Annotated in this window: 22 protein-coding genes; 9 read left to right on the top strand and 13 right to left on the bottom strand. The window is 61.4% G+C overall.

Features of this window, described 5'->3' with window-relative positions:
* Positions 1-14 precede the first annotated feature (14 nt).
* Positions 15-3,242 carry a response regulator gene (locus tag H6866_06685; protein ID USO07117.1) on the top strand — a complete coding sequence of 1,076 codons (3,228 nt, stop codon included), beginning with the start codon at positions 15-17 and terminating at the stop codon, positions 3,240-3,242.
* A gap of 225 nt (positions 3,243-3,467) precedes the next feature.
* Here H6866_06685 and H6866_06680 read toward each other — a convergent pair whose 3' ends face one another.
* Positions 3,468-3,845 (bottom strand): hypothetical protein, encoded by a 378-nt coding sequence (locus H6866_06680; protein USO07116.1) that lies wholly within the window; start codon positions 3,843-3,845, stop codon positions 3,468-3,470.
* A 103-nt stretch (positions 3,846-3,948) separates the two neighbouring features.
* Positions 3,949-4,641 (bottom strand): alpha/beta hydrolase, encoded by a 693-nt coding sequence (locus tag H6866_06675; protein ID USO07115.1) that lies wholly within the window; start codon positions 4,639-4,641, stop codon positions 3,949-3,951.
* Between the two features lie 178 nt (positions 4,642-4,819).
* On the opposite strand from H6866_06675, the gene H6866_06670 reads away from it, so the two are divergent.
* The 8 genes from H6866_06670 (at position 4,820) to H6866_06635 (ending at position 11,154) form a co-directional block, all read left to right on the top strand.
* On the top strand, positions 4,820-5,410 hold the full coding sequence (locus H6866_06670; GenBank protein USO07114.1) for an Rrf2 family transcriptional regulator: 591 nt from the start codon (positions 4,820-4,822) through the stop codon (positions 5,408-5,410).
* Between the two features lie 93 nt (positions 5,411-5,503).
* On the top strand, positions 5,504-6,574 hold the full coding sequence (locus H6866_06665; protein ID USO07113.1) for a cysteine desulfurase: 1,071 nt from the start codon (positions 5,504-5,506) through the stop codon (positions 6,572-6,574).
* Positions 6,571-6,909: a 2Fe-2S iron-sulfur cluster binding domain-containing protein gene (locus H6866_06660; GenBank protein USO07112.1), complete on the top strand. Its 339-nt coding sequence runs from the start codon at positions 6,571-6,573 to the stop codon at positions 6,907-6,909. Before H6866_06665 ends, H6866_06660 begins: the two co-directional genes overlap by 4 nt.
* Positions 6,910-6,934: 25 nt before the next feature.
* Positions 6,935-8,254, top strand: coding sequence for a replication-associated recombination protein A (locus H6866_06655; protein USO07111.1), 1,320 nt, complete (start codon positions 6,935-6,937; stop codon positions 8,252-8,254).
* A complete protein-coding gene (gene crcB, locus H6866_06650) occupies positions 8,251-8,616 on the top strand; it encodes a fluoride efflux transporter CrcB (GenBank protein USO07110.1) in 366 nt (121 codons plus the stop codon). Before H6866_06655 ends, crcB begins: the two co-directional genes overlap by 4 nt.
* The gene (locus H6866_06645) at positions 8,613-9,563 is read left to right on the top strand and encodes an RluA family pseudouridine synthase (GenBank protein USO07109.1); all 951 of its coding nucleotides are present in this window, start codon (positions 8,613-8,615) and stop codon (positions 9,561-9,563) included. Before crcB ends, H6866_06645 begins: the two co-directional genes overlap by 4 nt.
* Before the next feature lie 85 nt (positions 9,564-9,648).
* Positions 9,649-10,440, top strand: a complete 792-nt coding sequence (locus H6866_06640) for a hypothetical protein (GenBank protein ID USO07108.1) — start codon at positions 9,649-9,651, stop codon at positions 10,438-10,440.
* A 3-nt stretch (positions 10,441-10,443) separates the two neighbouring features.
* Positions 10,444-11,154, top strand: a complete 711-nt coding sequence (locus H6866_06635) for a hypothetical protein (GenBank protein ID USO07107.1) — start codon at positions 10,444-10,446, stop codon at positions 11,152-11,154.
* Here the strand turns inward: H6866_06635 and H6866_06630 are convergent.
* The 11 genes from H6866_06630 to H6866_06580 all read right to left on the bottom strand — a co-directional run bounded on the left by H6866_06630 (position 11,135) and on the right by H6866_06580 (position 24,915).
* The gene (locus H6866_06630; GenBank protein USO07106.1) at positions 11,135-11,680 is read right to left on the bottom strand and encodes a hypothetical protein; all 546 of its coding nucleotides are present in this window, start codon (positions 11,678-11,680) and stop codon (positions 11,135-11,137) included. The two genes, H6866_06635 and H6866_06630, sit on opposite strands and share 20 nt — an antisense overlap.
* Positions 11,681-13,474, bottom strand: a complete 1,794-nt coding sequence (gene mutL, locus H6866_06625; GenBank protein ID USO07105.1) for a DNA mismatch repair endonuclease MutL — start codon at positions 13,472-13,474, stop codon at positions 11,681-11,683. It lies immediately after the preceding gene.
* A 92-nt stretch (positions 13,475-13,566) separates the two neighbouring features.
* Positions 13,567-14,856: a pentapeptide repeat-containing protein gene (locus H6866_06620; GenBank protein USO08616.1), complete on the bottom strand. Its 1,290-nt coding sequence runs from the start codon at positions 14,854-14,856 to the stop codon at positions 13,567-13,569.
* A 183-nt stretch (positions 14,857-15,039) separates the two neighbouring features.
* Positions 15,040-16,464: a glucose-6-phosphate isomerase gene (gene pgi, locus H6866_06615; protein USO07104.1), complete on the bottom strand. Its 1,425-nt coding sequence runs from the start codon at positions 16,462-16,464 to the stop codon at positions 15,040-15,042.
* Positions 16,461-17,840, bottom strand: a complete 1,380-nt coding sequence (locus H6866_06610; protein USO07103.1) for an insulinase family protein — start codon at positions 17,838-17,840, stop codon at positions 16,461-16,463. Before H6866_06610 ends, pgi begins: the two co-directional genes overlap by 4 nt.
* The gene (locus H6866_06605; GenBank protein ID USO07102.1) at positions 17,840-19,204 is read right to left on the bottom strand and encodes an insulinase family protein; all 1,365 of its coding nucleotides are present in this window, start codon (positions 19,202-19,204) and stop codon (positions 17,840-17,842) included. Before H6866_06605 ends, H6866_06610 begins: the two co-directional genes overlap by 1 nt.
* A gap of 30 nt (positions 19,205-19,234) precedes the next feature.
* Positions 19,235-19,780 carry a DUF3035 domain-containing protein gene (locus tag H6866_06600; GenBank protein USO07101.1) on the bottom strand — a complete coding sequence of 182 codons (546 nt, stop codon included), beginning with the start codon at positions 19,778-19,780 and terminating at the stop codon, positions 19,235-19,237.
* A gap of 9 nt (positions 19,781-19,789) precedes the next feature.
* On the bottom strand, positions 19,790-20,332 hold the full coding sequence (gene lspA, locus H6866_06595) for a signal peptidase II (GenBank protein USO07100.1): 543 nt from the start codon (positions 20,330-20,332) through the stop codon (positions 19,790-19,792).
* A 3-nt stretch (positions 20,333-20,335) separates the two neighbouring features.
* On the bottom strand, positions 20,336-23,206 hold the full coding sequence (locus tag H6866_06590) for an isoleucine--tRNA ligase (protein ID USO07099.1): 2,871 nt from the start codon (positions 23,204-23,206) through the stop codon (positions 20,336-20,338).
* 51 nt (positions 23,207-23,257) lie between these two features.
* Positions 23,258-23,935, bottom strand: a complete 678-nt coding sequence (locus H6866_06585) for a hypothetical protein (GenBank protein USO07098.1) — start codon at positions 23,933-23,935, stop codon at positions 23,258-23,260.
* A gap of 65 nt (positions 23,936-24,000) precedes the next feature.
* Positions 24,001-24,915, bottom strand: a complete 915-nt coding sequence (locus H6866_06580; protein USO07097.1) for a bifunctional riboflavin kinase/FAD synthetase — start codon at positions 24,913-24,915, stop codon at positions 24,001-24,003.
* Positions 24,916-24,920: the final 5 nt, after the last annotated feature.

Here is a 24,920-nt window from a genome sequence, read left to right as displayed (position 1 = left end):
CGGAGAAACCGCCCATGTCCCTGCCCCCATGGCGGCCCTTCCTGTACGGGGTCGCGTTTCGCCGCTACGCATTCGCCCTTGTCGTGGCGTTGGTTGCAATCGCGGGTGCGTGCACGCCTGTACGCGCGCTTGCGTCCGATGCCGAGTCCAATCTTTCATCCTCGGCCGTACCGACCGTCAATTCCACGCTGATCCTGAACGACCGGCAGAACGTCTATGACGCGATGCCTTTCCTTTACCATACGCGCGACATTTCCGGCGACCTTGGCATGCGCGAGGTCTATTTCCGCCACCGGAACAATCTGCGCGGCGAACGGATGGCCGCCACGCCCCTGAATCTTAGCTTCGATCCGGTGCCGCACTGGATCGTCATGGACATCGTCAATTCCTCGCACCAGAGCGACTGGGTTTTCGATTTCGGGACGCTGGGCGCAGGGCGCGCCGGGCTGGCCGCGCAAATCATGGTTCTGGACGGCGGGCGCGGTGCGATCTTGGCCGACACTATGCCGGATAGCGAGGCGCCCCGTCTGCACGGCCATGCTGTGCCGCTCAAGCTCCAGCCGGGTCAGCAGATGACGCTGATCCTGTATGTCGTGCCAACCGACCATTCGCCGTTTCTGATCGCGCCGCGCGTCGTATCGGCGGAAACGCTGATCGCGGATACGGACGACGATTCAAGCGGGTTCGCGGGCAAGGCGGCATCAGATGCCCTGCCGGTGGATATCGTTCTGGTGTTGATGGCCGGCGCGGCGATATTTTTCATGGGCGGCATGTTCATGCGGCGCGGGGCCGGGTTTTTCCCGCACGCCTTGTATTTCCTGACGCAGGGCGCATGGTTCTGGCTGAGCCTCAACGCTGTGCAGGCCGGCATTCCCGGCGCGGCGCAGGTGCCGGGCGTCGCACTGGCGGGCGGCGGGCTGCTTGCGCTTGCGGTCACGCAATCCGTCGTCGCGGCGCAGGACGGCGAGGCGGGCGACAGCATCATCCTTTATATCTGCGCCAGTTTCGTTGTCCTGGCGATCATGTCCTTCGTGTTCATCGTGCCGCAAAACACCGTGATGCGCATGGGCGTCATCGGCTTCGCCACGGTGCTGGCCTATGTCGTGGCGGCGGGCAAGGCGTTGATGGTCAGCCGCGACATGCGGACCTGCGGCACCATCACCGGGTTGACATGGCTGATCGTCCTTGCGGTCAACGCACTGCCGTATCTGGCGGCGCTGGGCACGCTGCCCGCCCTGCCCGCCTTCCTGCACGCGCCCGCGATCGCCATGCCGCTGGTCTGCGTGATGATGGTGCTTTCCGGTGCGACCTATATGCGTGCCGCGAATATCGCGATGGTGCGCGAGATTTTGCGGCAGGCGCAGCGTGCGCAGAACATCTCGCGCCTTAAACAAAGCAAGGAATCGGCCGATCAGGCGCGGCTGCTGCGGGTGATTGAGCGCGAGCGCGAGATCATGGAAGATCTGCGCGCGCGCGAGGCGGAGCGCACCGAGGAAATGCGCATGGCCAAAATTTCCGCGGACGAGGCGAACCGCGCCAAATCCGCCTTTCTGGCCGTGGTCAGCCATGAGATCCGCACCCCGATGACCGGCATCATGGGCATGGTGCGCCTGCTGCTTGATACGCAGATGAGCCGCGAACAGCGCGACTATACCCAGACCATCCAGGATTCGGGCGATGCGATGCTCGCGCTGCTCAACGACATTCTCGATTTCTCGAAAATCGAGGGCGGCGGCATGACGCTGGAGGTTATCGATTTCGACCTGCACCGCGTGGTCCATTCGGTAGCGATGCTGATGAACGGGCACGCGACGCAGCGCGGCATCTATCTGCATACCGAGATCGACGCCGACTGCCCGCGATTCGTCAAAGGCGACCCCACACGGCTGCGGCAGGTGTTTTTGAACATGGTCGGCAACGCGATCAAGTTCACCCAACGCGGCGGCGTGACCATCCGCCTGAAGGCCGGGGACGCGTCGATGCTGCCGATCGACAAGGCCACGCAACTACCCATCGTGTGCGCGGTAGAAGACACGGGCATCGGCATTTCGGAAGAAGCACAGAAAAATCTGTTCAGCCCGTTCAGCCAGGCGGATTCGTCGATCGCGCGCAAATTCGGCGGCACCGGCCTCGGCCTTGCGATCTGCAAGCGTCTGATCGAGGCGATGGACAGCCAGATCGAGCTGAAATCGGTGGAGGGACAAGGCACGACATTTTCCTTCACGCTGATCCTCCCCGCAGGCGACCAGAAACGGGCGCTGGCCGAAGGCGGTACCGGCGATGCCCATGTTCCGGGCAATCTGGCCAAACCAATGGAAATTCTGGTCGTCGACGACAACGCGGTCAACCGCAAGGTGATGCAGGGTCTGCTTGCACGCGACGGGCACCGCGTCACCGCTGCCGCTTCGGGCAAGGAGGCTCTCGACATTCTTGCGCAAAAGCCGTTCCAGCTGATGTTCCTGGATATCGAGATGCCCGAAATGAACGGGCTGGAGGTCATGGAGCGCATCGCGGGCGGCACGGATGCGCGGGCGCGGGAAACGCCGGTGGTGGCGTTGACCGGCAATGTCAGCGAGGAAGACAGGCTGCGCTATAAAACCGCGGGGATGTGCGACACGCTGGCCAAGCCGATCGACCCGGAACGTTTACGACATGTCGTTCTGGCCTATGGCCAACCAGCCACGCCGCGCCCAATGCCGCCAGACGGCGGGAAGCCGGTAATGTTCGATTTGTCGGAGGACGAACTGGAAGAAGACAGTTTCGCCGATTCGGTCGAATTCGCCCCCGCGGCTTCACATGATACGGGCGCAACGCATGGATACACCCCGCAGCCACAAGAGTTCGATACCGCGCCCGTTCAACCGAACGTCGCAAACCCGCCCGCCGCAAACGCGCTTGATGACACGCTGTTCAACGCGGGTGCGATCGTATCCTTGCGTCAATCTTTGGGAGAGCGCCAATTGCAGGAAATGCTGGAAGGCGTTTTCGCGCACAACAAGAGCGTAGTGCCGACGATGCAGACCGCGTTCAACGAAGGCGACAAGGAAACGCTGCGTGGGTGCGCGCATGAACTTAAAGGTATGAACGGCAATTTCGGCCTCAAGGCCATCGCCGCCGTGGCGGAAACCATTGAGCGCGCCTGCCGGCACGGCGACATGCCCTTCGAACAGCTTGACGCGCTGGTGTTCGAGCAGTTGCCCGATTTGATCGTACGCAGCGAACAAGCGCTTAAAACACGTTAGCGTATATCGCGACCATCATACTGATCCTCATTACAAAGACCGTCATTACCCGCGCATGTGGGCAATCCACGGTAAGGTAAGAAATGACGCAGATCGGTCATCCGGCACAATGGATGCCCCGAACAAGTCGAGGCATGACGCGTGAAAAATTGCGTCGATCAAAAAAATCGGTAATAAAAATCCGCCTTTTCGGGCGGTTGGCATTCATTCGGTAGAGATCGTAGATCAGGCGGCGGCGGTATGGGCGGTGCGCATACTGCGGCTATAGGCACAAAGATGGCGATGCCAGGCATCAAGCGTGGCGGCATCGCCAAGACGATAAGTCGCCTTTACGGTGCGTTTTTCCGATTTCAGCCGGACGACACCATCGTTTTCATCGGTCGGCGCGCAACCCAACGCAATTTCCATCACCAGATCGGCGGCGCGCATGCCCATGATCTCGCCCGCGCGGTCGTACACAGCCGTCAGCCCGCACAAGGACGCCTGATAGGCGCAGCCCGCGGCACAGGTGCCGTACATGCGGTGGCCATCGCGGCGCAGCATGTCGGCAAGTTCAAGGACCATCTGGTCCTCGCTGCGCATCATGGAATCGGAAGGTTTCATATCGTTCGAGTCTGCTTTCGCATTGCGGCAAAACTTGGGCAAGCATAATTCTTGTCTTTATATTATGTCAAGACAAGAATTGGAGGGCTTTACCCGGGTAACTTTAGGCCGCCTCGGCCAACAACAGCTCCGCCATGCGGATCGGATCGACCGTGCGCCCGGCCTGAGCCAGATTCATGTGGTCGTGCACCGCCTCAACCAGCTCACCCATGCGGTTTTTGAAGAAATGGTTCGCGCCATCGACCATGCGGTGGTCGATCTTGATGCCTTTTTGCATGCGCAGCTTATCCACCAGTTTTTGTACCGGCTGGGGCTGGACCATGTCGTCATTCGCGCCGTGGATGATCAGGCCCGATGTCGGGCACGGGGCGAGAAAGCTGAAGTCATAGACATTGGCGGGCGGCGTTACCGAGATAAATCCGCGAATTTCCGGGCGGCGCATCAAAAGCTGCATCCCGATCCACGCACCGAACGCAAAGCCACCGACCCAGACGTAGGGCGCGTTGGGGTTGAGCGCCTGCATCCAGTCGAGCGCGGCGGCAGCATCGGAAAGTTCACCTTCGCCCTTGTCGTGGTCGCCCTGGCTTTTGCCCACGCCACGGAAATTGAAACGCAGGGTTGAAAAACCGCGCGCCACAAATATCTGGTGCAAGGAGTAAGCGATTTTGTTGTTCATCGTACCCCCGTGTTCCGGATGGGGGTGCAGTACCAGCGCCAATGGCGCGTTGGGCAGTTTGGAGTGGGTGTATCGGCCTTCGATGCGGCCTGCGGGACCGTTAATGATAACTTCAGGCATATGCGACTTTCTTCACTTGCTATGCTTTGAACCACCTGCTCCGGGATGCGTGACCCCTTTGTTTAAATTTTTCAAAGGGTAAGCATGCAACTGGAACCGCCCTATGGGTAGCCGCGTTATAGGAGGGAGTCCAGATGTTTGTCAATTTTAATTCGCAACCGCAGCAAAATGGGATGTCATGAAAAGCCTCGATTTTATCTCCCCCATTGCAGGACGGGCCGTTTCAGCCACCGGCGTCGCATATTTGCGCAGCGAAACGAACGACGGAGCAAATCTTAAACAACAGGCGAACAATAACGTGGAACAATTTGAAACGACATCGCGCGGGCGCCATGCCCTGACCGCCATGATTGACCTTACGAAAATGCAGGACGGACGGCCGGTACCGTTATCCGAAATCGCGGCGCGGCGTCAGATATCGCTGTCGTATCTTGAGCAGATGTTCGCAGGACTGCGGCGGCACGCGCTGGTCAAAAGCCATCGCGGGCCGGGCGGCGGATACCGTCTGGGCATGCCGGCCAATTCCATTTCCGTCGCGGCGATCATGCGCGCGGTGGAAGACAGTCCGACCGCCCAGCGCAACCGGCAGCAGCAGGCATCGCGTCGACAGGCGAACGATACATGTCCGTCATCCAAATTGTGGGAGTCGCTCAACGGCCTTATCTACAAAATGCTCGACCGCGTAACACTGGACGATGTGGCGAAGAACGAGCGCAGCGGCATGTACGAAGCGCTGTTCAAATCCGTCTTGGCGGCCAAAGACAGCTGACGCAAACAACGGAAGATCAGAGAAAATCCATGACTTCACGGGCGTTTGCCCGTACAACCGGCCTGGAACCATAACGGATCCCGGGCTTTTTCGATGATCTACCTTGACCATAACGCCACCACGCCGATCCGCCCGGATGCGCAGGACGCACTTGTATCCGCGCTTACGGAAGTCGGCAACGCATCATCCGTCCATGCCGCCGGGCGCAGGGCGCGCGGCGTGGTTGAAGCCGCGCGCCGCGATGTTGCCGCCCTGTGCGGCGTGGAGGCCAAGCAGGTGATTTTCACCAGCGGCGCGACCGAGGCCAACAACACCGTCCTGCGCACCTATCAGGGACCGGTTTTCGCCTCGGCGATCGAACATCCCTCCGTGATTGAGGCCACGGACGCGCAAATCATCCCCGTTTCAAAAAACGGTATCGTCGACCTTGCGGCGCTGGAGCGGATGCTTGAACACACAAACCGCGCCCTTGTATCGGTGATGTGGGTCAACAACGAAACCGGCGTCATCCAACCGGTGGAAGATATCGCCGCGTTGTGCCGCCGCGCGGGTGCACTGTTCCATTGCGACGCGGTGCAGGCGGCGGGTCGCGTTCCGGTTTCCATGGTCGCCGATTACCTGACCCTGTCGGCGCACAAGATCGGCGGGCCGCAGGGCGTGGGGGCTCTGGTCGTCGCACCCAAGGCACCACCCGTCAGGCTGATATACGGCGGCGGGCAGGAACGCCGACAGCGCGCAGGCACTGAAAACGTCGCGGGTATCGCCGGGTTCGGCGCCGCCGCGCGGGACGCGCTGGCCGGGTTGGCCGGTTTCGCCGCGCTCGCGTCCTGGCGCAACGCGATCGAATCCGCGCTGGCCGGCATCCATGTTTTCGGCACAGGCGCGCCACGTGTCGCCAATACCAGTTGTTTCGCACTGCGCGGCGTGAACGCCGATACGCAGCTGATGGCACTCGACCTTGCGGGCATTTGCGTGTCCTCCGGCTCCGCGTGTTCGTCGGGGTCGGTCAAGCCCTCGCACGTACTGGCCGCTATGGGCGCCGACAGCGCGCTTTCGGCGTGCGCTCTGCGCGTCAGTCTGGGCTGGACGACGACGCAGGCCGAAATCGACGCATTCATTGCGGCGTGGCAAAAGCTGGCCGCGCAATGGGTGCGGGCCGCATGAACATTCATGTGACCTTCATCCTTGCCGACGGCACGCAGCGCACCCTTGCGGGCGAGACCGGATATTCGGTCATGGAGATCGCGCGCGAAGCCGGGATCGAGGCGATCGAGGGGGCGTGCGGCGGCTCGTGCGCCTGCGCGACCTGTCATGTCGTGGTCGACCCGGCATGGTTCGCGCGCACCCTGCCCGAAGGCGGCATCGGGCTTGAAGAAGACGACATGCTGGAGCTTGCCTTTTACCGCGCGCCGACCTCGCGGCTTGGCTGTCAGATCGTTATGACCGAGGCACTGGACGGGCTGGTGGTCGGCCTGCCGGGGACGGCCTTATTGCGATAGGCCGCCCAGCCGCTATAGTAGGCCAATGCCGCAGACCCGACCGCTTTTCGCATCAATGAAGGACGAAGTACGCCCGCTGGCCGACCGGCTGCGCCCGCGCACGCTTGATGACGTGGTGGGACAGGACCATCTGCTTGGTCCCGGCGCGCCGTTGCGGACCATGGCCGAAAAGCACGCGCTGACCTCGATGATCCTGTGGGGGCCGCCGGGTTGCGGCAAAACCACGCTTGCGCGCATTCTGGCCGAAGGGTCGGGGCTGTCCTTCGTGCAGTTATCGGCGATTTTTTCGGGCGTGGCGGAATTGCGCAAGGTGTTCGAACAAGCGAAGGCGCAGGCCGAGCAAGGACGCAAGACACTGTTGTTTGTCGACGAAATCCATCGTTTCAACAAGGCGCAGCAGGATGCGTTTTTGCCTTATGTCGAGGACGGGACCATCCTTCTGGTCGGCGCGACCACGGAAAATCCGTCCTTTGAACTCAACGCCGCTTTGCTTTCGCGCGCATGTGTGTTCATCCTCAATCGCCTTGACGATGCGGCGCTTGAGCAGATCATCGCGCGGGCGCAGGCCACGCTTGGCCGTACGCTGCAATTCGCGGACGAGGCGCGGCGCAGCCTCAAGGCCATGGCGGACGGCGACGGGCGGTTCCTGCTTAACATGATCGAACAGATCGCGGCGCAAACGAAACCCGGCGAAACAATCGACGCCGAGCGACTGGGCACACTGGTGCAGCGGCGCGCGCCCCTTTACGACAAGTCGGACGAAGGGCATTACAACCTGATCTCGGCCCTGCACAAATCGGTGCGCGGGTCGGACCCGGACGCCGCGCTGTACTGGTTTTGCCGGATGCTTGCGGGGGGCGAGGACCCGCATTTCATCGCGCGGCGCATGACCCGCATGGCGGTCGAGGATATCGGTCTTGCCAGCCCGCAGGCCCTGCCGCTGTGCATCGCGGCATGGCAGGCCTATGAACGGCTGGGCAGCCCGGAAGGGGAACTGGCGCTGGCCGAGGCGCTGTTATACCTGGCGAGCGCGCCCAAATCGGTCGCGACCTACAAGGCCTATGGCGCGGCGCGGCGCGCGGCGAAGGATCACGGATCGCTGATGCCACCCGCGCATATCCTGAATGCGCCCACCAAGCTGATGCAGGAAATCGGATACGGGCAGGATTACGTCTATGACCCGGACACCGAAGACGGGTTTTCCGGACAGAATTACTTTCCCGACGGCATGAGGCGCGAAACGTTCTATAATCCACCCGGACAGGGGTTTGAAAAGGACATCCGCGCGCGGATCGAAAACTGGGCGCGGATGCGCGCGCAAAAACAGAAAGCGGGGAAGGCATGAACGCACTCTGGGTGGCGCTGGGCGGCGCGATCGGCGCGGCGGCGCGATATGGAATCGGCGTCGGCCTTGCGCGCGCGAGCGTGAATTTTCCCTTCGGTACGCTGGCCGCGAACACCCTTGGCGGTCTGATCATGGGGGTTCTGGTCGGGTGGCTGGCGATGCGCGATCCTGTCGGCCCGGCGCTGAAGCTGTTTTTAACCACGGGCATACTGGGCGGGTTTACGACTTTTTCCACCTTCTCGCTTGAAACGGTGATGCTGTACGACCGCAAGCCGATGCTTGCGATTGTTTATGTCGGCGCCAGCGTCGCCCTGTCCATCGCGGCCTGCGTGCTGGGATTAAGGATGATGCGCGGCGCATGAGCATCGTACAACCCGACGACGACGGGCAGCGGCTGGACCGCTGGCTGAAAAAGAACCACCCGCAGATTCCGTTCGGGCAGGTGCAGAAGCTTTTGCGCACCGGGCAGGTGCGCGTCGACGGCAAGCGCGTCAAACCAGATACCCGTCTGAAACAGGGGCAGGATGTGCGCCTGCCGCCCGCGCTGAGCAACAGCAAAGTCGCGGCCAAAACCGTGGCGGGCAAGGATGCGACGATGCTGCGCAAGCTCGTGATCCACGAGGACGAGGATCTGATCGCGATCAACAAACCCGCAGGGCTTGCGGTGCAAGGCGGGCCGGGCATCACACGGCATATCGACGGGATGCTGGGCGCGCTGGCCGGGGCGAACGGGGTGCGTCCGCGTCTGGTCCACAGGCTGGACCGCGACACGTCCGGGGTTTTGCTGCTTGCCCGCTCGGCCGAGGTCGCGCGGCGGCTGGGTGCCGCGTTCGCGGGGCGGGACGTTGAAAAAATCTATATCGCACTGACCTGTCCCGGTCCGGCGCAGGATTCGGGCCGCGTCGATGCGGCGCTGGCCAAGGGCCAATCCGGCGGTGCGCTGGAAAAAATGATGCCGGACGACGCGGCCGGGCGCGCCGCGATCACCGATTATCGCGTGCTGGCGCGCGGCGGCATGACCGCCGGCGGTGCGCCCGCGCTGGTCGAATTCCACCCTTTGACCGGGCGCACGCACCAGATCCGCGTCCATGCCGCGCTTTTGGGCGCGCCTTTATGGGGCGACCGCAAATACGGCGCGCGGGTGGGCGATCGGTTTTATCTGCACGCGCGCGAATTGCGCCTGACCCACCCTAAAACCGGCGCGGCTCTGGTGCTTAAGGCCGCGCTACCGCCCGATTTTCAGGCCCGCGCACGGGCGCTCGGCCTGTCGCTCAAAGTCCCGGCCAAGATCCAAACGTGGGCGGATTAGCTGCGTTCAGGCGGCATTCACAAGCCCGTGCAGACACGATATACTTGGTTTCGCGCGTTACCCATCCACATGGAGTTCATCCCCCATGCAAGCCCCTTTGAGCGAACGGAACCTTACCATTGTCGGTTTTCTCGCGGCCATCGCCGCGGCCGCGTTCGGGCTGGTCGTATTTTACGGCCGCTATCCCTTTGCCGAGGACGGCACCAATACCCTGATCGCACTTTACCTTAGCGCGTGCATAATCCTGTTCTTCGGCATACGGTTTTGGAATATCGTGATTCTGGCTTTCGCGGTGCTTTCGCTTTTCGGGGTGCAAATCTATGCCGCGCAAAAATTCGACTGGCGCGAAAACTACATTTCGCTTGCGCAAATGGGGCAGCCGTTCTTCCTGAACGAGTTCATCGACCATTACCCAACCTACGAGGAATATACGTTCGCCTTCCTCAATGCCCCTGACTGGGTCCGTTTCAACAATGAGTGCGTGCAGCCCGCACTGACCCAGAACCCGGTACCGCCGCGTTGCGCCTCGTCCGATCTGATTCAGCGTTATTACCGCATCGACATCGTACAGGCGATGCGCGAACACTACGCGAAGATGAAAAACACCGCGAAGATGGTGAAGGAAGGAAAGCTCAGCAAGCGTTCGGCTTATGCCGAATGCATCGCCAACAAATCCTGCGTCACCATTCCGCTTTTGCCCAAGGGCGTGGATGCCAACAACATCGACCCATCGTCGCATGATTATATCGGCGTGCGCGAAGCATTCTGGTCGCTGATCAACGACCAGCGGATGACGCCTCTTGTGTGCCAGCAGGTGCCCTTGTGCCAGGCGCTGACCAACATGAAGGCGATCACCCCTGACAACATGCCGTTCTAGACAATGCAGCGTTTTTATAAGGACGTTTCCGTCGGACCCGCCGAAGCAGGCGGGTTCGTCGTTTTGCTGGACGGGCGTCCCGTGCGCACGCCGGGCAAGTCCGTCTTGATCGCGCGTAGCCGCGCGCTGGCCGATGCGCTTGCACGTGAATGGGAAGCGCAGGAAAAATCTATAAAGCCAGAGTCCATGCCTTTGACCCAGCTTGCAACGACCGCGACCGACCGCGCGGCGCAACGCGCCGATATCGCGGCGACGGCTTTGGCCTACCTTGAAACTGATCTTTTGTGTTACCGCGCGGCGTTACCGGACACGCTGGTCGCGGCGCAGGAAACACTCTGGAACCCATGGCTGGACTGGTTCGCGGGCCGGTTCGGCGCAAGGCTTGCGACGACGCAGCATCTTGCGCCCGTGGCGCAGCCCGAAGCGGCGATCAAGGCCACGCGGGGTACCGTCGCGGCGATGGACCCGGACGTTTTTACCGTGTTTCAGGCGGCGACGGCGGCCACGGGTTCAGCCGTGCTTGGTCTTGCGTTGGCCCTGGGCGCGCTTGATGCCGAAACGGCGTTCGAGGCCGCGCTGTGCGAGGAGCTGCATTACGAGCGCGAACACGATCTGACGCGCCATGGCCTGGACCCGATCGAGGAGAAGCGCCGCGCCGCGCTGTTGCGCGACCTGCGTGCGGCGGCAGATTACCTTAAAGCCACCACGATTTAACGTTTGGCAGGTCCTGACCCTTGTGGGCCATGCGGCCGCCACGGATCAGCCTTGCAAGGGTATACAGCAAAGGTGGCGCCATACACCCCAGCGTGATCATCAGCATCAGCCGCGCATTCAGCTCGTAAAACCGGGTTATCACTGAAATACGGACGTCTTCGGGGACCGCGTCAACACTGGGGTATTGGCCCAGTGTTTCGATCAGCGGCGTCTGATCGGCATTGGCGTGGATCAGCGCGCCCGCAGCCAGCATCCCGACTACGAAAAAGATCGAGGATATCCAGAAGGTGCGCACCATCCATCTTCCGTGCATCGCGGCCATGGGATCGGCCCGCCCACGTAAACGGTAGGCCCAAATCACACCCGCGATCATCGCAAGGAAAAACGGGCCGGCCAGAACGCCGATCGGCGAAAAGGCCAAAGGAAGCGAAACACCCAAAAGTAAATAGCAGCGTAGAACGCTTTTTCGCGAATCCACCATCGGCGGCGTGGACACAGGAAGCGGATCGGCTATTTCTTCGGACATCTAGCGCCTCGCGAAAAGTTTTTCGATATCCGCCAAGCTTAGCGCGACATGGGTCGGGCGTCCATGGTTGCACTGGCCGGAAAGCGGAGTCGTTTCCATCTGGCGTAAAAGCGCGTTCATTTCATCGGCATTCAGCATCCGGCCTGCACGGACCGAGCCGTGGCACGCCTCGCGCGCAAGCAGAGCCAAAAGCGCGTCGCGCGCGACCTCTCCCGCCCCGTTTTCGGCCAGTTGGTCGGCCAAATCGGCCAGTAACGCATGGGCATCGACCTTGCCGTTGAAACGCGCGGGCAATTCACGCAAGGCAACCGAATTCGGGCCAAACGGCTCCACCACGATGCCCAGACCCGCCAGCAGACCGGCATGTTCCAGCAACAGCGCGGCGGAGTCCGCGTCCAGGTCGACGATGTCGGGCACAAGCAATGGCTGGCGCGCGATGCCGCCCGATGCGCATTCGGCCTTGAGCCGTTCATAGACGATGCGTTCATGCGCGGCGTGCTGGTCGACCAGCACGATTCCATCCGCCGTCTGCGCGACGATATAGGTCGTATGAATTTGCGCGCGCGCAACGCCCAGCGGAAAATCTGGCGATGCGCTGCCATCGTTGGCATTGGCGGGCATGATGGATTGCGGCGCGTTTTCCCGTGGCAAAACCACAGATGCGTGCACCGGCACCGGCGCCTGCGGCTGCCAGTGGCGGGCAAAGCCGCTTTCCCGCACCATTTGAAGCGGTGCCGCGGCATATTGCGTATAGCCGGACGCAGCGGCACCGCTTTTTGTTAAATCAGGGCGCGCGACACTTTTTGTCGCGTGCACCTGCAAGGCGTGCTGAATCGAGGACACAAGCAACCCGCGCACTAGGGCCGGGTCCCGAAACCGGACTTCCTGTTTCGCCGGGTGGACGTTGACATCGACCTGCGCGGCGGGCAGATCGACGAACAGTACCGCAACCGGATGCCGGCCGCCCATCATCGTATCGGCATAGGCACCCTTGAGCGCGCCAAGCAGCAAGCGGTCGCGCACAGGACGGTTGTTGACGAAAAGATACTGGTGCTGTGCATTGCCGCGCGAAAAGGTCGGCAAGGCCGCGTAACCGCGCAGACGCACACCGTCGCGGACGGCATCAAGCGGCATCGCGGCATCGGCGAAACCGTTGCCCACGATCTGGGCGATGCGTTCCGCCGGGTCGTCCACGGGTGGACAGGTAAGAACCATGCGTCCGTCATTGCTCAGGCTAAAGCGCACATGGGGATGCGCCATGGCCAGACGGGTGACGACACCCTTGAGGGACGTCGCCTCGGCCACGTCGCCGCGCAGGAATTTAAGGCGCGCGGGCGTGGCGTGAAACAGGTCACGAACCTCGACCCGCGTGCCTGCGGCGCGCGCCGCAGGCATAACCGCGCCGACGCGGCCGCCATCGACACCAATCGACCAGCCATCGGCCCCACCCCGTGCGCGGGAAGAAACGTTCAGACGCGCGACCGCGCCGATGCTGGGCAGCGCCTCCCCCCTGAAGCCGAAGGAGGTGATGTTGACCAGATCGTCGTCCGCAAGTTTCGATGTCGCGTGGCGGCGCACCGCAAGTTCAAGGTCGGCGGCGTCCATGCCGATCCCGTCATCGTCGACCGCGAGAAACGCTTTGCCGCCGCCGCGCATGTCGATCGCGATCTGCGTCGCGCCGGCATCAAGCGCGTTTTCGATCAATTCGCGCGCGCAGGCGGCCGGGTTTTCCACGACCTCGCCCGCGGCGATACGGTTGATCAGATAATCGGGTAACTGGCGGATAACGGACATGGCATAAGAACAGCACGCGCGCGGGGGCGGACGCAATCCTTAATACCGTTTCGTCATCATACGATGACGAAAGCGTTTAGACGCCGCTGTTATCAGAGGAATTCCGTACCCTGATCGAGCATCGCGCCCTCAAGCACCGCGCCCGCGAAGATGGCACCTTCGAGCTTGGCGCCGGTCAGGTCAGCCTTGCGCAAATCGGCACCCGAAAAATCGGCATAGCACAGGTCGGCGTTGGTCAGCCGCACACCCGCCATCTTGGCGTTGCGCATGATCGAATAGCGCAGGGTCGCGCCCATCATGCTCACGGGCTGGATGCGTTTGATTTCGCCGCCCGGCCCGTGGAAAAGCAGCGGGGACAGATTCGCGCCCGTGAAATCGCAGCGCGAAAGGCGCGCGTCCTTGAACGAGGAGCCGCGCACGTCGGCGTTGACGAAGGAACAGTCGCGGAAGTCGGATTCGTCGAAGATCGAGGATTGCATCTCGGTCCCCGAGAAGTCCTGATTGACGAAGTTGGCCCCAATCGCCTTCATCGCGGTGAGCGAATATTTGTTCAGATCCTCCAACTCGCGCAGATCGAAGCCGGAAAGGTCGAGCTGGGTGCCCTGCGCGCCGCGTGTCTTGACCCAGGAAACGTGTTCCTTGAGCAGGTCGGCCAAGGGGCGTTCGAGGTTCGAAACCTCGTCCCCCGTCGGCTTTTCGGTGATGCTGTTGGAGAAATCGGCCCCGGCGGTTTCAACCATCGCCATCGAGGTTTTTTCAAGAATCGCGTTTTTAAGACTGGAGCCACGCAAATCGGTGCCCGACAGGTCGGAATGCGACAGGTTTGCGCCTTCCAGATTGGCGTTGCGGAAATCGGCGCCCTGAATGCGGACGTTGGATAGATCGGCGTCGGAAAAATCGGCCGACGATGCGCGTACGCCCGAAAGATTGGTTTCCATCATGCGCGCGCCGGTAAAGACCGTGCGGGCGACCGGGGCGTTTTGGCCGTCGCGGCGGACGCGGTCGGCCAGATAGCCTTCCTGCCCCTTTTCCATGATCTTGCCTTCGCGCAGATCGGCGGATTTGAGGTCGGCGCCGGTCAAATTCGCGCCAGCGACGAAAGCGCCGCGAAAATCGGCGCGCACGAAGGACGCGCCTTCAAGGTTGGCGCGGCGTAGATCGCAGGCAAAGAACGTGGCGGACGCGAATTTACCACTGGAAAGGTCGGTGCCGATCAGGCAGGAACCGGTGAAGTCGGCATGGCTCATATCGTGGCCGCGCATCGAAAGTCCGGAAAGATTCTTGAATTTGATGACCGCGCGCGAACCGCCGTGCTGCCCCTTCATATACATGGAGTGCAGTTTCATGATGTGGTCCAGCTCGTCTTGCGACAAGTGGGCCATGCGAATTTCGGTCTGTGGATTCGTTTGTCCGGTCATTGATTAAAATTTTAATTCATTTCCACCCATTACCACTCTGCGGCAAATGTATGAAAAATCAGTTTATTTATTTGATTTATCTGCGAATTATTCTGCGTCATAAACCGTTTGCGCGCAAGGATGGTCTTTAGACAGTGTCGTCAGATATTATCCAAGCAGTTTCTTGCCCAGTTCGACGCCGAATTGATCGAACGGATTGATATTCCATAGAAACCCAAGAATCGCGGTTTTGTGTTCCTCCACCGCCATTAAATGCCCAAGGGTAAAGGCATCGATACGGGGCAGCAAAATCGCCGTGGCCGGGCGGTTGCCCGGCGTAACGGTTTCGGGCCGGTCGCCCCCGCCTTCGGCCAGCGCACGAATCTGGGCGCGCATATGCCGGTTGAGGTCCGCCGTACCCGGCACGCCGTCATCAACCATGCCCACGAAATCGCAAGGTACGACGTCTGTACCCTGATGCACCATCTGCATAAAGGCGTGCTGGGCGGCGGTGCCGGTCGCGCCAAAAACCACCGGCGCGGTGGCATAGGCGGTTTCCCGGCCCGCGCAATCGACGCGCTTGCCGTTTGATTCCATCTCCAATTGTTGCAGATAGGCGGGCAGCAGGGCCAGACGCTGCACATACGGTAAAACCGCATACGCCGAACAGCCCAGAAAATTGCGATACCATAATTGCAAAAGGGCCATGGTCAGCGGGATGTTCCGTTCGGGCACCGCTTCGGCCAGATGGCGGTCGGCAGCATGGGCGCCCGCCAGAAAACGCTCGAACACCGTGAATCCATGGGCCAGCGCGATCGTTACCCCCACCGAAGACCAGACCGAAAACCGGCCGCCGACCCAATCGGGAAAGGCCAGAATATTGGCGTCATCCACCCCCGCCTCGCGCGCGGCTTGTGGATTGGCGGTCGCCGCCGCAATGCGCCCCGCGCGGGCCGGGCCCAGCCAGTTTTTAAGGCAATCGAGGTTGAAGCGCGTTTCAAGCGTGGTGAAGGTCTTGGACGCCGCGACGACCAATGTCGCCGCCGGGTCCAGCCTTTCCAGCAGCGGGTGACGCTCGGTGGCATCGTAACCCGCGATGAAGTGGATGCGCGGGCCGTCGGCTTCAGCGCGCAGCGCGTCGCAGACCAGCTGGGTGCCCAGAATCGAGCCACCGATGCCGACATGAATGACGTCCGTGACGGATTTATCGGCGCGGATACGGTTTACGAAGGCGCGCATCCCATCCAGCATCCCGCGCACCGGCGCGGGCGGCGCTGGATCGCGCAGAGCGGTATGCCATGCCGGGCGGTTTTCGGTCGGGTTGACCACCCTGCCCGCCATCATCGCGGTGCATGCGCCCGCCACGTCGCGGGCACGGGCGAAATCGTGCAAAAGCCGCATGGTTTCATGCGACGCGCGATGATGGGTGAAGTCGAACACCGTGAAGTCGGCGCCGGTCAAAACCATGCGTCCGGTACGATCCGAATCTTTCAGCAGCGCGGGAATATCCAGCGCCGCCTCGCGCGCATGCGCGGCCAGCGCCGCCCATTCCACTGTCTTGTCTGGTGTCTTGTCCGGGGGCGGGATCGTCATTTCGTGACGCTCCCCTCGACATCCGGCAGGACCGTGATCGTGTTCACATCCAGGCCCTGCGGTTTCGCGCCCACCAGAATGATCTGCGGTTTCTGGTTGAAGATTCGGGCGGCCGCGCGGCGAATATCGGCGGGCGTCACCTTTGCGATTTTTTCGCGGTAATCGTCATAGGCGCTTACCGGGCGGCCATTGACCTGCAGCGCGGTCAAGGCGCCCGCGATCGCGCGGGTGGAGGAAAAGCTCAACGGCAGGGAACCGATCAGGTATTCCTTCGCCGCGGCAAGACGGTCCGCCGATACGTCCTGATTTTTCATCCGATCCGCGATCGCTTCGACTGTTTCAACGCTGGACGCAACGTTTTGCGGCTGCATCGAGGCCATGACCGTATAGCGATCGGCATGATCGAGATTGGTCATGCCCGAATAAATCCCGTAGGTCAGGCCGCGTTTTTCGCGCACCTCATCCATCAGCAGCGAGGAAAACCCACCGCCGCCGTATATATAATCCATCACCACCGCGGCATAGTGATCGGGATCGTGCAGGCCGATGCCCGGCCAGATCAGCGTCATATTGGTCTGGGGCTGCGGCGTTGCATAAAAAACCGGCTTTTCGGGCGCAGGCATCGGGCTTTCCGGCAGGGCGGCTTGTTTTGCGCCCACAGGCAGATCGCCGAAGATACGATCGACAGCCGAGGCCGCCTGATCTTTCGTCATGTCGCCACTGACGCCCACGAACAGGCGATCGCGCGCAACGTCGCGCAGCCATGCGTCGTGCAGATCGGCCGGAGTAAGCGCGTTCATGCCGGCCAGCGTGCCGCCGATATTACGGGCATAAGGATGGCCCTTGAAAGACAGATCGTTGGACAGGCGCGCGCCGATCCAGTCGGCATCGGTCATGGCGGAACGGATGCGCGTCAAATTCGCCTGCTTCATGCGTTCGACCGCGTCGGGGTCGAAGCGCGGCGCGCGCAACGCCAGATGGAGAAGGTCGAACGCCTTGTCCTGATGCCGGGTCAAAGTGCGCAGGCTGCCGGAAAAATCATCACGGTCGGAAGCAAAGCGCAAGTCGATCGCATTATCGCGCAGCGCGCCCTGAAATTCCGGCGATTTGATTTCACCCGCGCCTTCGTCAAGCGTGTTCGACAAAAGCTGCGAAACGCCCTGCCGCCCCGCAGGATCCAGCGATGCGCCGCCCTTGATAGCAAAGGAAAGCGCGATCACGGGCAGGCTGTGATCCTCGACCAGCCAGACGGTTATGCCGTTGGGCGTCTTGAAGGATTGGATATCCAGCACGCGCCCGGGAACAGCCGTCGAGGCCAAGGCGGGCAGCGCCAGCGCCAAATACAAAAAAACGGCAAGCAGGAAACGGGGCATCATTACATCAAGCCTTCCACCTTCAAGGGGATCATGAACCCGCTGACACCCAGCTTGCCCGCGATATACGTGTTCAACGCTGCCTGCGCGTCGATGGGGGTGAGTTTTTCAAGGCGGTCCGGCCAGGATTCAATATCGTCCAGTTTCACACCCACGGCCAGCGCCTCGCCTACCCGCATCGCTGGACCAGCCAGCGAGTCGCGGGCATAGACGGCGTCGTCCTGCATGCGGGTGATGGCGGCGCGCACCTCTTGCGGCGTGAAGCCGTTGACACTGGCGTTTTCAAACACGGCATTTACCGCGCCCGCCAGTTTCTGCATGTCGACGCCGGGCGCGGGCGTCGCATAGACAAGCCATGTACCATCGTCGCGGGCATAGGGGTTGTATGACACATCGACATCGGTCGCGATTTTCTGTTTGACCACCAGTTCCCGGTACAGGCGGCCGGTATCACCGCCGAACAAATCCTCAAGCAGTTCGAGACGCAGGGCCGCGTCCGGGTTTTCCGGGGCAGAGGGCACGCGCAGTTCGCGTTGCCATGAGGGTTGGCGAATATCCTCGCGCTGGACGATGACCGCGATTTCGCCTTCCAGAACCGGAGAAACGGGGCGCCCTTTGTGCGGAAGTGTTTGGGCCGGAATCTTGCCGTAGGTCGCCTCGGCCAGCGGCAGGACCTGATCGAGCGTGGTGTCGCCGGAAACCACCAGTATGGCATTGTCGGGCGCGTACCATTTTTTATAGAAGGTCAGCGCATCGACCCAGCGCAGGCCCTGCATTTCCGGCATCCAACCGATGACCGGGCGGCCATAGGGATGATTGGGGAACAGCACGTTGTTCATGCGTTCGCGCAACAGCACGCCGGGGTCGCTTTCGACGTTCTGGCGGCGCTCCTCCATCACCACCTGTTTTTCGTGCAGGATGTCGGGCAAAGTCGGCGTCAGATTTTTCATGCGGTCCGCCTCCATCCGCATGACGTCGCCCAAGCGGTCCTTGGGCACGGTTTCGTGATAGGCGGTGTAGTCCCACGAGGTAAACGCGTTATCCTCGCCGCCCATGCGTTGAACCGTTTCGGAGAATTTTCCGGGGCCGAGCGTGGGCGTCCCCTTGAACATCAGGTGTTCCATGAAATGCGCGGTGCCGGATACGCCGATCGGTTCGTCCCCCGCGCCCGATTTGTACCAGATCATGTGGGTAAGCGCCGGCGTGCGGTGATTGGGGATGACCACGACCTGCATTCCGTTTTTCAGGGTCGCGGTCTGGGCGTTGTAAACACCGGCCAGTGCGGATGCGGGCGCGCACGCAGCCATGGCCAGCACGAAAAAGGCCGAAAACAGGAAAAGCCGGGTGGCGGCAGGACGAAGGGTCACGATGGACGCTCCCTTAAAATTAAAAAAGTGTCAGGGCGTCTGAAGTATGTCTTCGTTACGCTTTTCAATCGTGGTCGTGCCGTTATCGGTCGCGCCCTCGGCCTGAAGGCGTTTTTGCTCCTCCACCGGATCGATGGTTTTTCCGGGCGGCGTCTTTTCCTTCCAGAACAGCAGGCGTTCGACGACGGGCTGGTCCTTTTTATCCATTTCCTTGACTTCGGTATTCACCGAGGACCGGATATTGGGGTCGGCCTGCCCAACACCGAGTTTCGAGAGAAACGCGCCGTTCGTGCCCGAATTCTGCGTCGCGGCTGCTTTGGTGTCACTGACGCCGAAGACCGTCTGTTTGGTCTGTTCACGGACCGAAATTTCCATCGGCCGATCCTCGCCCGGGCGGGGCGGGCGCAGGGTGTAATCGGGCGGCACCGAAAGCGGCGCGCGGGTCACCACCGAAAATTCATCGGGCGGTGCGGCCTGAAGGCCCAGTTCCTGTTTCACATTGGCATCGCCGCCGCAAGCCGCAAGTGTCATCGTCGCGGCCAGCAGCATCAGGGAAATCGGGTTCTTGATCATCATACGGGTAGTCTAGCCTGTGTCTTTGGCAAAAAATAGGCCGTGAATGAGCAACAGCGCAACCCCTATGGAAATTGAGGCGTCGGCCACGTTAAAAGCCGGGAAATGGGCGTTTTCCCAGTAAAAATCAAGAAAGTCGATCACTGCCCCGAAACGGACGCGGTCGGTCAAATTGCCCAGCGCCCCGCCCACGATCATCGCCAGCGCGATGATTTCCACCACCCGTATCGAACGCATCATCCAAAGCGCAAACCCCGCCGCGATGACCAGAGTCCCCACGATCAGGATCAAATTCGAGTAATCGCCCAACATCCCGCCGCCCAGCGCGCCGAAGCTGATGCCCGAATTCCAGACCATGGTCAGGTTGAGAAAGGGCGAAAGGACCAGCGTCACAGGACCCAGACGTTCGGGCGGATTGAGAATCCAGCCCACAAAGGACTCGGTCGCGCCTACGTTCAGGGCGGAGCGAAACAGGATTTCGGTCACCAGATATTTGGTGATCTGGTCAAGGAGCAGGATGCCGATGGCAAGCAGGGGGCCGAACAGTCGCGCCATGGGTCAGGCCGCCTTCCGGTTTTTTTTTAGGAACGCGCGTACCGCATCGGCATCGCGCGGGGTCAGAGTCGGAAATTCTACGTCCATGCCAACATCGGGCAGGATTTTCCAGCTGCGTTCACATTTTTTTCCTTCGGCCCGCCCGACGACCACGCCCACGCCCGGTACGCCGGGCAGAGTAAAGGCGCCTTCGGGCGCGGCACCACGGATCAGCGTCGTCTGCGAGGTGATCACGATTTCCGCCCAGTCGATATCATCCGGTGAGTCTGCATTTATGTAGATATGCGGGTGCGCCTCAAGCGCGGAACCAATCATCTTGTCCTTGCGCGCGATTTCCATCGCGCCCAGCACGACGTCGCGCACGGCCAGAACGCGGTCCCATTTTTCGGCCAGCGCCGGGTCGCGCCAGCTTTCAGGCAGGGTTACGAAATCGGTCAGATGCACCGAGTCCGCATCGTTTTTGAAGATACCGCGCGGGCGATACTGCCAGGCCTCGTCCGCGGTGAAGCTGAGGACCGGGGCCAGCCAGCCGCACAGGGATTCCAGCATCGCCGCCATCACGCTGCGGGTCGCGCGACGTTCAAACATGTCCGGACGGTCGCAATACAGGCGGTCCTTGCGGATATCGAAATAAAAGGCGGAGAGCGGCCCGTTGCAGAAGCCATAGACCAGATGCGCCATGCGTCCGAAATCGAAATCCGCGATCGCCTTGCGCACATCGCCGTCGAGCGTGGAGAGCAGGTGCAGCATATAGCGTTCGAGCGCAGGCAGTTTTTCAAGATCGTTCAGATCCACCGCCTCGTCCGGCGTGAAACCGTCAAGCGCGCCGAGCAGGTATTTATAGGTATTGCGGATGCGACGGTACATGTCGGCGGTGGTCTTGAGGACGGTGTCGCCGATGCGCACGTCTTCGCTGTAATCAGTGGTGATGGTCCACAGACGCAGGATGTCGGCGCCATATTTTTCCATCACGCTTTGCGGCGCGACGACGTTGCCTGTCGATTTGGACATTTTCATGCCCTTTTCGTCGAGCACGAAACCATGGGTCAGCACCGCGTTATAGGGCGCGCGGCCCACGGTGCCGCAGGATTCAAGCAAGGAGGAATGAAACCAGCCGCGATGCTGGTCCGAACCTTCGAGGTACAGATCGGCGGGCCATGGCAGGCCGCGCGGCGCCAGCACGAACTGGTGTGTCGAACCGGATTCAAACCAGACATCGACGATGTCGCGCACCTGCTGGTAATCGGCAGCGTTGTATTTTTCACCCAGAAAATCCTGCGGGTCGCGCGCGAACCACGCGTCGGACCCTTCGGATTCAAAAATATCCGCGATGCGTTTGCAAACGTCGGCGTCACGCAGCACGTTTCCGGTCGCACGATCGACGAAAATCGCGATCGGCACGCCCCATGCGCGCTGGCGGCTGATGCACCAGTCGGGGCGCGATTCGACCATCGCGCGGATACGGTTTTCACCCTGCGGCGGATACCATTTCGTTTCGCCGATCGCCTTCAACGCCTTTGCGCGCAGGTCGTTGGTTTCCATCGAAATGAACCATTGCGGCGTGGTGCGGAAGATCAGCGGCGCCTTTGACCGCCAGCTATGCGGGTAATCGTGGCGCAGCGAGCCCTTGGCGAGAAGGTTCCCAACCTCGTCGATCGCCTTGAGCGGCGCGAAATTGCCCTGATCGAATTCACCCTTGGCATTGAAAATCGCCAGACCGCCGAACAATGGCACAGAAGCGCGGAAGCGCCCGTCATCGTCGACATTGTCGGGAATTTCGATGCCGTTGGCGCGGCCGAGCTCAAAGTCGTCGGCGCCGTGGCCGGGCGCGATATGGACAAAGCCGGTCCCGGCATCGTCGGTGACGAAATCGCCCATCAGCACCGGCACGTCGAATTCGTACCCCTTGCCGCGCAGCGGGTGGGCGCAGACCGTCCCGGCCAGCGCCGCGCCCTTGAATTCCGCGCCCTTGGTCCATGCTGCAATGCCGGATTTTTCGCGCACGTCCTCGGCCAGTTTCTGGTTCAGCACCAGCTTTTCGCCCTGTTTGACGCGTGCGCCATCGGCCACCGCGTCCACGGTATAAACCGCGTAATCCATGTCAGCGCCCGCAGCGATCGCGCGGTTCGATGGCATGGTCCATGGCGTGGTCGTCCAGATGACAACCGACGCGCCGTCGATTTCGGGGGCCGCCGCCTTCACCACCGGAAATTTCACCCAGATGGTGATGGATTTGTGTTCGTGGTATTCAACCTCGGCCTCGGCCAGCGCGGTTTTTTCGACCGTCGACCACAGGACGGGTTTGACACCCTTGTACAGGCCGCCATTCATCAGGAATTTGTGAATCTCGCGCGCGATCTGCGCCTCGGCGGGTTTGGTCATGGTCAGATACGGATCTTTCCAGTTCCCGACCACGCCCAGACGCTGGAATTCAACCGCCTGCACGTCGACCCAGTGCTGTGCGAATTCGCGGCATTCGCGGCGGAATTCCAGAATGGGCACCGAATCCTTGTCGCGGCCTTCGGCGCGATATTTTTCCTCGATCTTCCATTCGATGGGCAAGCCGTGGCAATCCCAACCCGGCACGTAATCAGCGTCGCGACCCGTCATCTGCATCGTGCGGTTGATCACATCCTTGAGGATCTTGTTGACCGCGTGGCCGATATGGATGTTGCCGTTGGCATAGGGCGGGCCGTCATGCAGCGTCCATTGTCTGCGCCCCGTTTTTTCACGCAGGCGCGCATACAGGTCCATCGTCCGCCAGCGTTCCAGCGCTTCCGGCTCGCGCTGCGGCAGGTCGCCGCGCATCGGGAATTCCGTCTTCGGCAGGAAAACGGTGGTCTTGAAAAATTCGGCGTCGTAGGTGGCGGTCATGATGGGCTCCGGCCCATGGTTCTACGAAATTCCGCCTGAAAATGAAAGCGTTTATGGGGTTTTGGACACGATTCCGGAGGAAGTGCGCTGCTGCGCGCGATCCGTCATATACGCCGCGTGTTCCCGCGCCTGCGCTTCGGAAATATCATCCAGTTGACGCAGCACCGTGCGCAGCGCGGTGTGCAGCGTATCCTGCGCGACAGGCCACGCATCGACATTCAAATGGCGGACCGCACCGCCGACCGCGTCCAGCACTTGACGGGCATGCATGGCCAAATCCGGCTCGTCGCAGGGGATGTGATAGATTTCCTCCTCGCCAGTATCGATCACAAGCTGGTCCAGCTGCCACGAACAGGCGGGATCGCCCGGTTCGGGCTTGAGGAAGACGAAGCTTGCCAAAAATGAGGAGTCTCCAAGCTCGAACAAAATCTGCCGATCGCCTTGACGCAGCCAGCCCCATTGCAGGAATTCGGCGGGGTGCTGGGGGCGGCCTTGCGTGTCGCTCAGAGCCGCGCGCGGATATAGATCCCTACGTTGGCGGGGCGCCGCACCAAGCCCCAGCGCCAGCGCCACATCTCGTACGTTTTCAAAGACAAACAAGGGCTCGGTGCAATGCACGCAGTAAGGCGGCATCGCCGCGCTTTGAGCAAAGGATTGGACCAGACGTTCGAATGGCGTGGTGAAAACCTGACGATCCGGGTGCGTCTCAGGCGCGAGAGGCCGGCGCATGGGGGTACGCTCCAACTTGTTTTTTTCTGTATACGGAAAATAACGGCTGGCTTCAATACATAATCTCAACGACCGGATTCCATGCCCGCCATGGCCACGCCCAGAATTTCCCGTGCGCGCGCAACATCCTGTGCGATTTGCGCTTTCAGGGCGTCGAGCGTGTCGAATTTCGCCTCGTCGCGCAGCTTGCGCACCGGTTGCACGCGCAGCGTTTGTCCGTAAAGGTCGCCGCTGAAATCAAGAACATAGACTTCAAGCAAGGGTTCCGGGGTCGCGAACATCGGACGGATGCCGATATTGGCGGCACCCATGCGCCATTCCCCGTCGATCAGAACGCGCGCCGCGTAAACACCATGGGCCGGGACGCAGGTTTCGCCCAAGGGCATGTTGGCGGTGGGGTAGCCCAGTTCGCGCCCGCGCGCGTCACCATGGACGACCGGCCCCTCGATTTCCCACGCCCAGCCCAGCATCGCGTTGGCGGCGGCGATATCGCCTTCTTTCAGCGCCGCGCGGATACGGGTGGAGGAAACCGGCGCATCGCCCGCTGCCTCCAGCGTCACGGCCGTGACCTGAAAGCGCCCGTCGGCCTGAAGCGTATCGACATGGCCCGCGCGCCCCTTGCCAAAGTGAAAATCCGACCCGACCACGACATGCGCGGCATCCAGATGGCCGACAACGATCATATCGACGAACTGCGCCGCCGAAAGACCGGCCATGATGGCGTTGAAGTCGAGGATCTGGACCTCGTCCACGTCCAGTTCCTTCAGGCGGCGCGCCTTCACCGTTTCCGGCGTCAGGCGGAAGGGCGGCGCATCGGGATTGAAAAACGCGCGCGGGTGCGGTTCGAAGGTCACGGCCACAAGCGGCCGGCCTTGCGCATCGGCAATCGCGCGCGCGCGCGCCAAAAGGGCGGCATGACCCAGATGGACACCATCGAAATTGCCGATGGCAACGACGGGGCGGGGTGGGGTATCGTTCATCGCGC

The organism is Rhodospirillales bacterium (assembly GCA_023898805.1).
GTDB lineage: Bacteria > Pseudomonadota > Alphaproteobacteria > Micavibrionales > UBA1664 > UBA6145.
This window is presented reverse-complemented; position numbering and strand designations above follow the sequence as displayed.

Bases quoted from the DNA above. Each gene is read 5' to 3' on its own strand.
- H6866_06590 (USO07099.1), bottom strand. From the start codon at position 23,206: ATGACCGCCACCTACGACGCCGAATTTTTCAAGACCACCGTTTTCCTG.
- H6866_06610 (USO07103.1), bottom strand. From the start codon at position 17,840: ATGATGCCCCGTTTCCTGCTTGCCGTTTTTTTGTATTTGGCGCTGGCG.
- crcB (USO07110.1), top strand. From the start codon at position 8,251: ATGAACGCACTCTGGGTGGCGCTGGGCGGCGCGATCGGCGCGGCGGCG.
- H6866_06660 (USO07112.1), top strand. From the start codon at position 6,571: ATGAACATTCATGTGACCTTCATCCTTGCCGACGGCACGCAGCGCACC.
- H6866_06635 (USO07107.1), top strand. From the start codon at position 10,444: ATGCAGCGTTTTTATAAGGACGTTTCCGTCGGACCCGCCGAAGCAGGC.
- H6866_06600 (USO07101.1), bottom strand. From the start codon at position 19,780: ATGATGATCAAGAACCCGATTTCCCTGATGCTGCTGGCCGCGACGATG.
- H6866_06685 (USO07117.1), top strand. From the start codon at position 15: ATGTCCCTGCCCCCATGGCGGCCCTTCCTGTACGGGGTCGCGTTTCGC.
- H6866_06620 (USO08616.1), bottom strand. From the start codon at position 14,856: ATGGCCCACTTGTCGCAAGACGAGCTGGACCACATCATGAAACTGCAC.
- H6866_06655 (USO07111.1), top strand. From the start codon at position 6,935: ATGCCGCAGACCCGACCGCTTTTCGCATCAATGAAGGACGAAGTACGC.
- H6866_06580 (USO07097.1), bottom strand. From the start codon at position 24,915: ATGAACGATACCCCACCCCGCCCCGTCGTTGCCATCGGCAATTTCGAT.
- pgi (USO07104.1), bottom strand. From the start codon at position 16,464: ATGACGATCCCGCCCCCGGACAAGACACCAGACAAGACAGTGGAATGG.
- H6866_06680 (USO07116.1), bottom strand. From the start codon at position 3,845: ATGAAACCTTCCGATTCCATGATGCGCAGCGAGGACCAGATGGTCCTT.
- H6866_06675 (USO07115.1), bottom strand. From the start codon at position 4,641: ATGCCTGAAGTTATCATTAACGGTCCCGCAGGCCGCATCGAAGGCCGA.
- H6866_06640 (USO07108.1), top strand. From the start codon at position 9,649: ATGCAAGCCCCTTTGAGCGAACGGAACCTTACCATTGTCGGTTTTCTC.
- lspA (USO07100.1), bottom strand. From the start codon at position 20,332: ATGGCGCGACTGTTCGGCCCCCTGCTTGCCATCGGCATCCTGCTCCTT.
- H6866_06670 (USO07114.1), top strand. From the start codon at position 4,820: ATGAAAAGCCTCGATTTTATCTCCCCCATTGCAGGACGGGCCGTTTCA.
- H6866_06665 (USO07113.1), top strand. From the start codon at position 5,504: ATGATCTACCTTGACCATAACGCCACCACGCCGATCCGCCCGGATGCG.
- H6866_06630 (USO07106.1), bottom strand. From the start codon at position 11,680: ATGTCCGAAGAAATAGCCGATCCGCTTCCTGTGTCCACGCCGCCGATG.
- H6866_06645 (USO07109.1), top strand. From the start codon at position 8,613: ATGAGCATCGTACAACCCGACGACGACGGGCAGCGGCTGGACCGCTGG.
- mutL (USO07105.1), bottom strand. From the start codon at position 13,474: ATGTCCGTTATCCGCCAGTTACCCGATTATCTGATCAACCGTATCGCC.
- H6866_06585 (USO07098.1), bottom strand. From the start codon at position 23,935: ATGCGCCGGCCTCTCGCGCCTGAGACGCACCCGGATCGTCAGGTTTTC.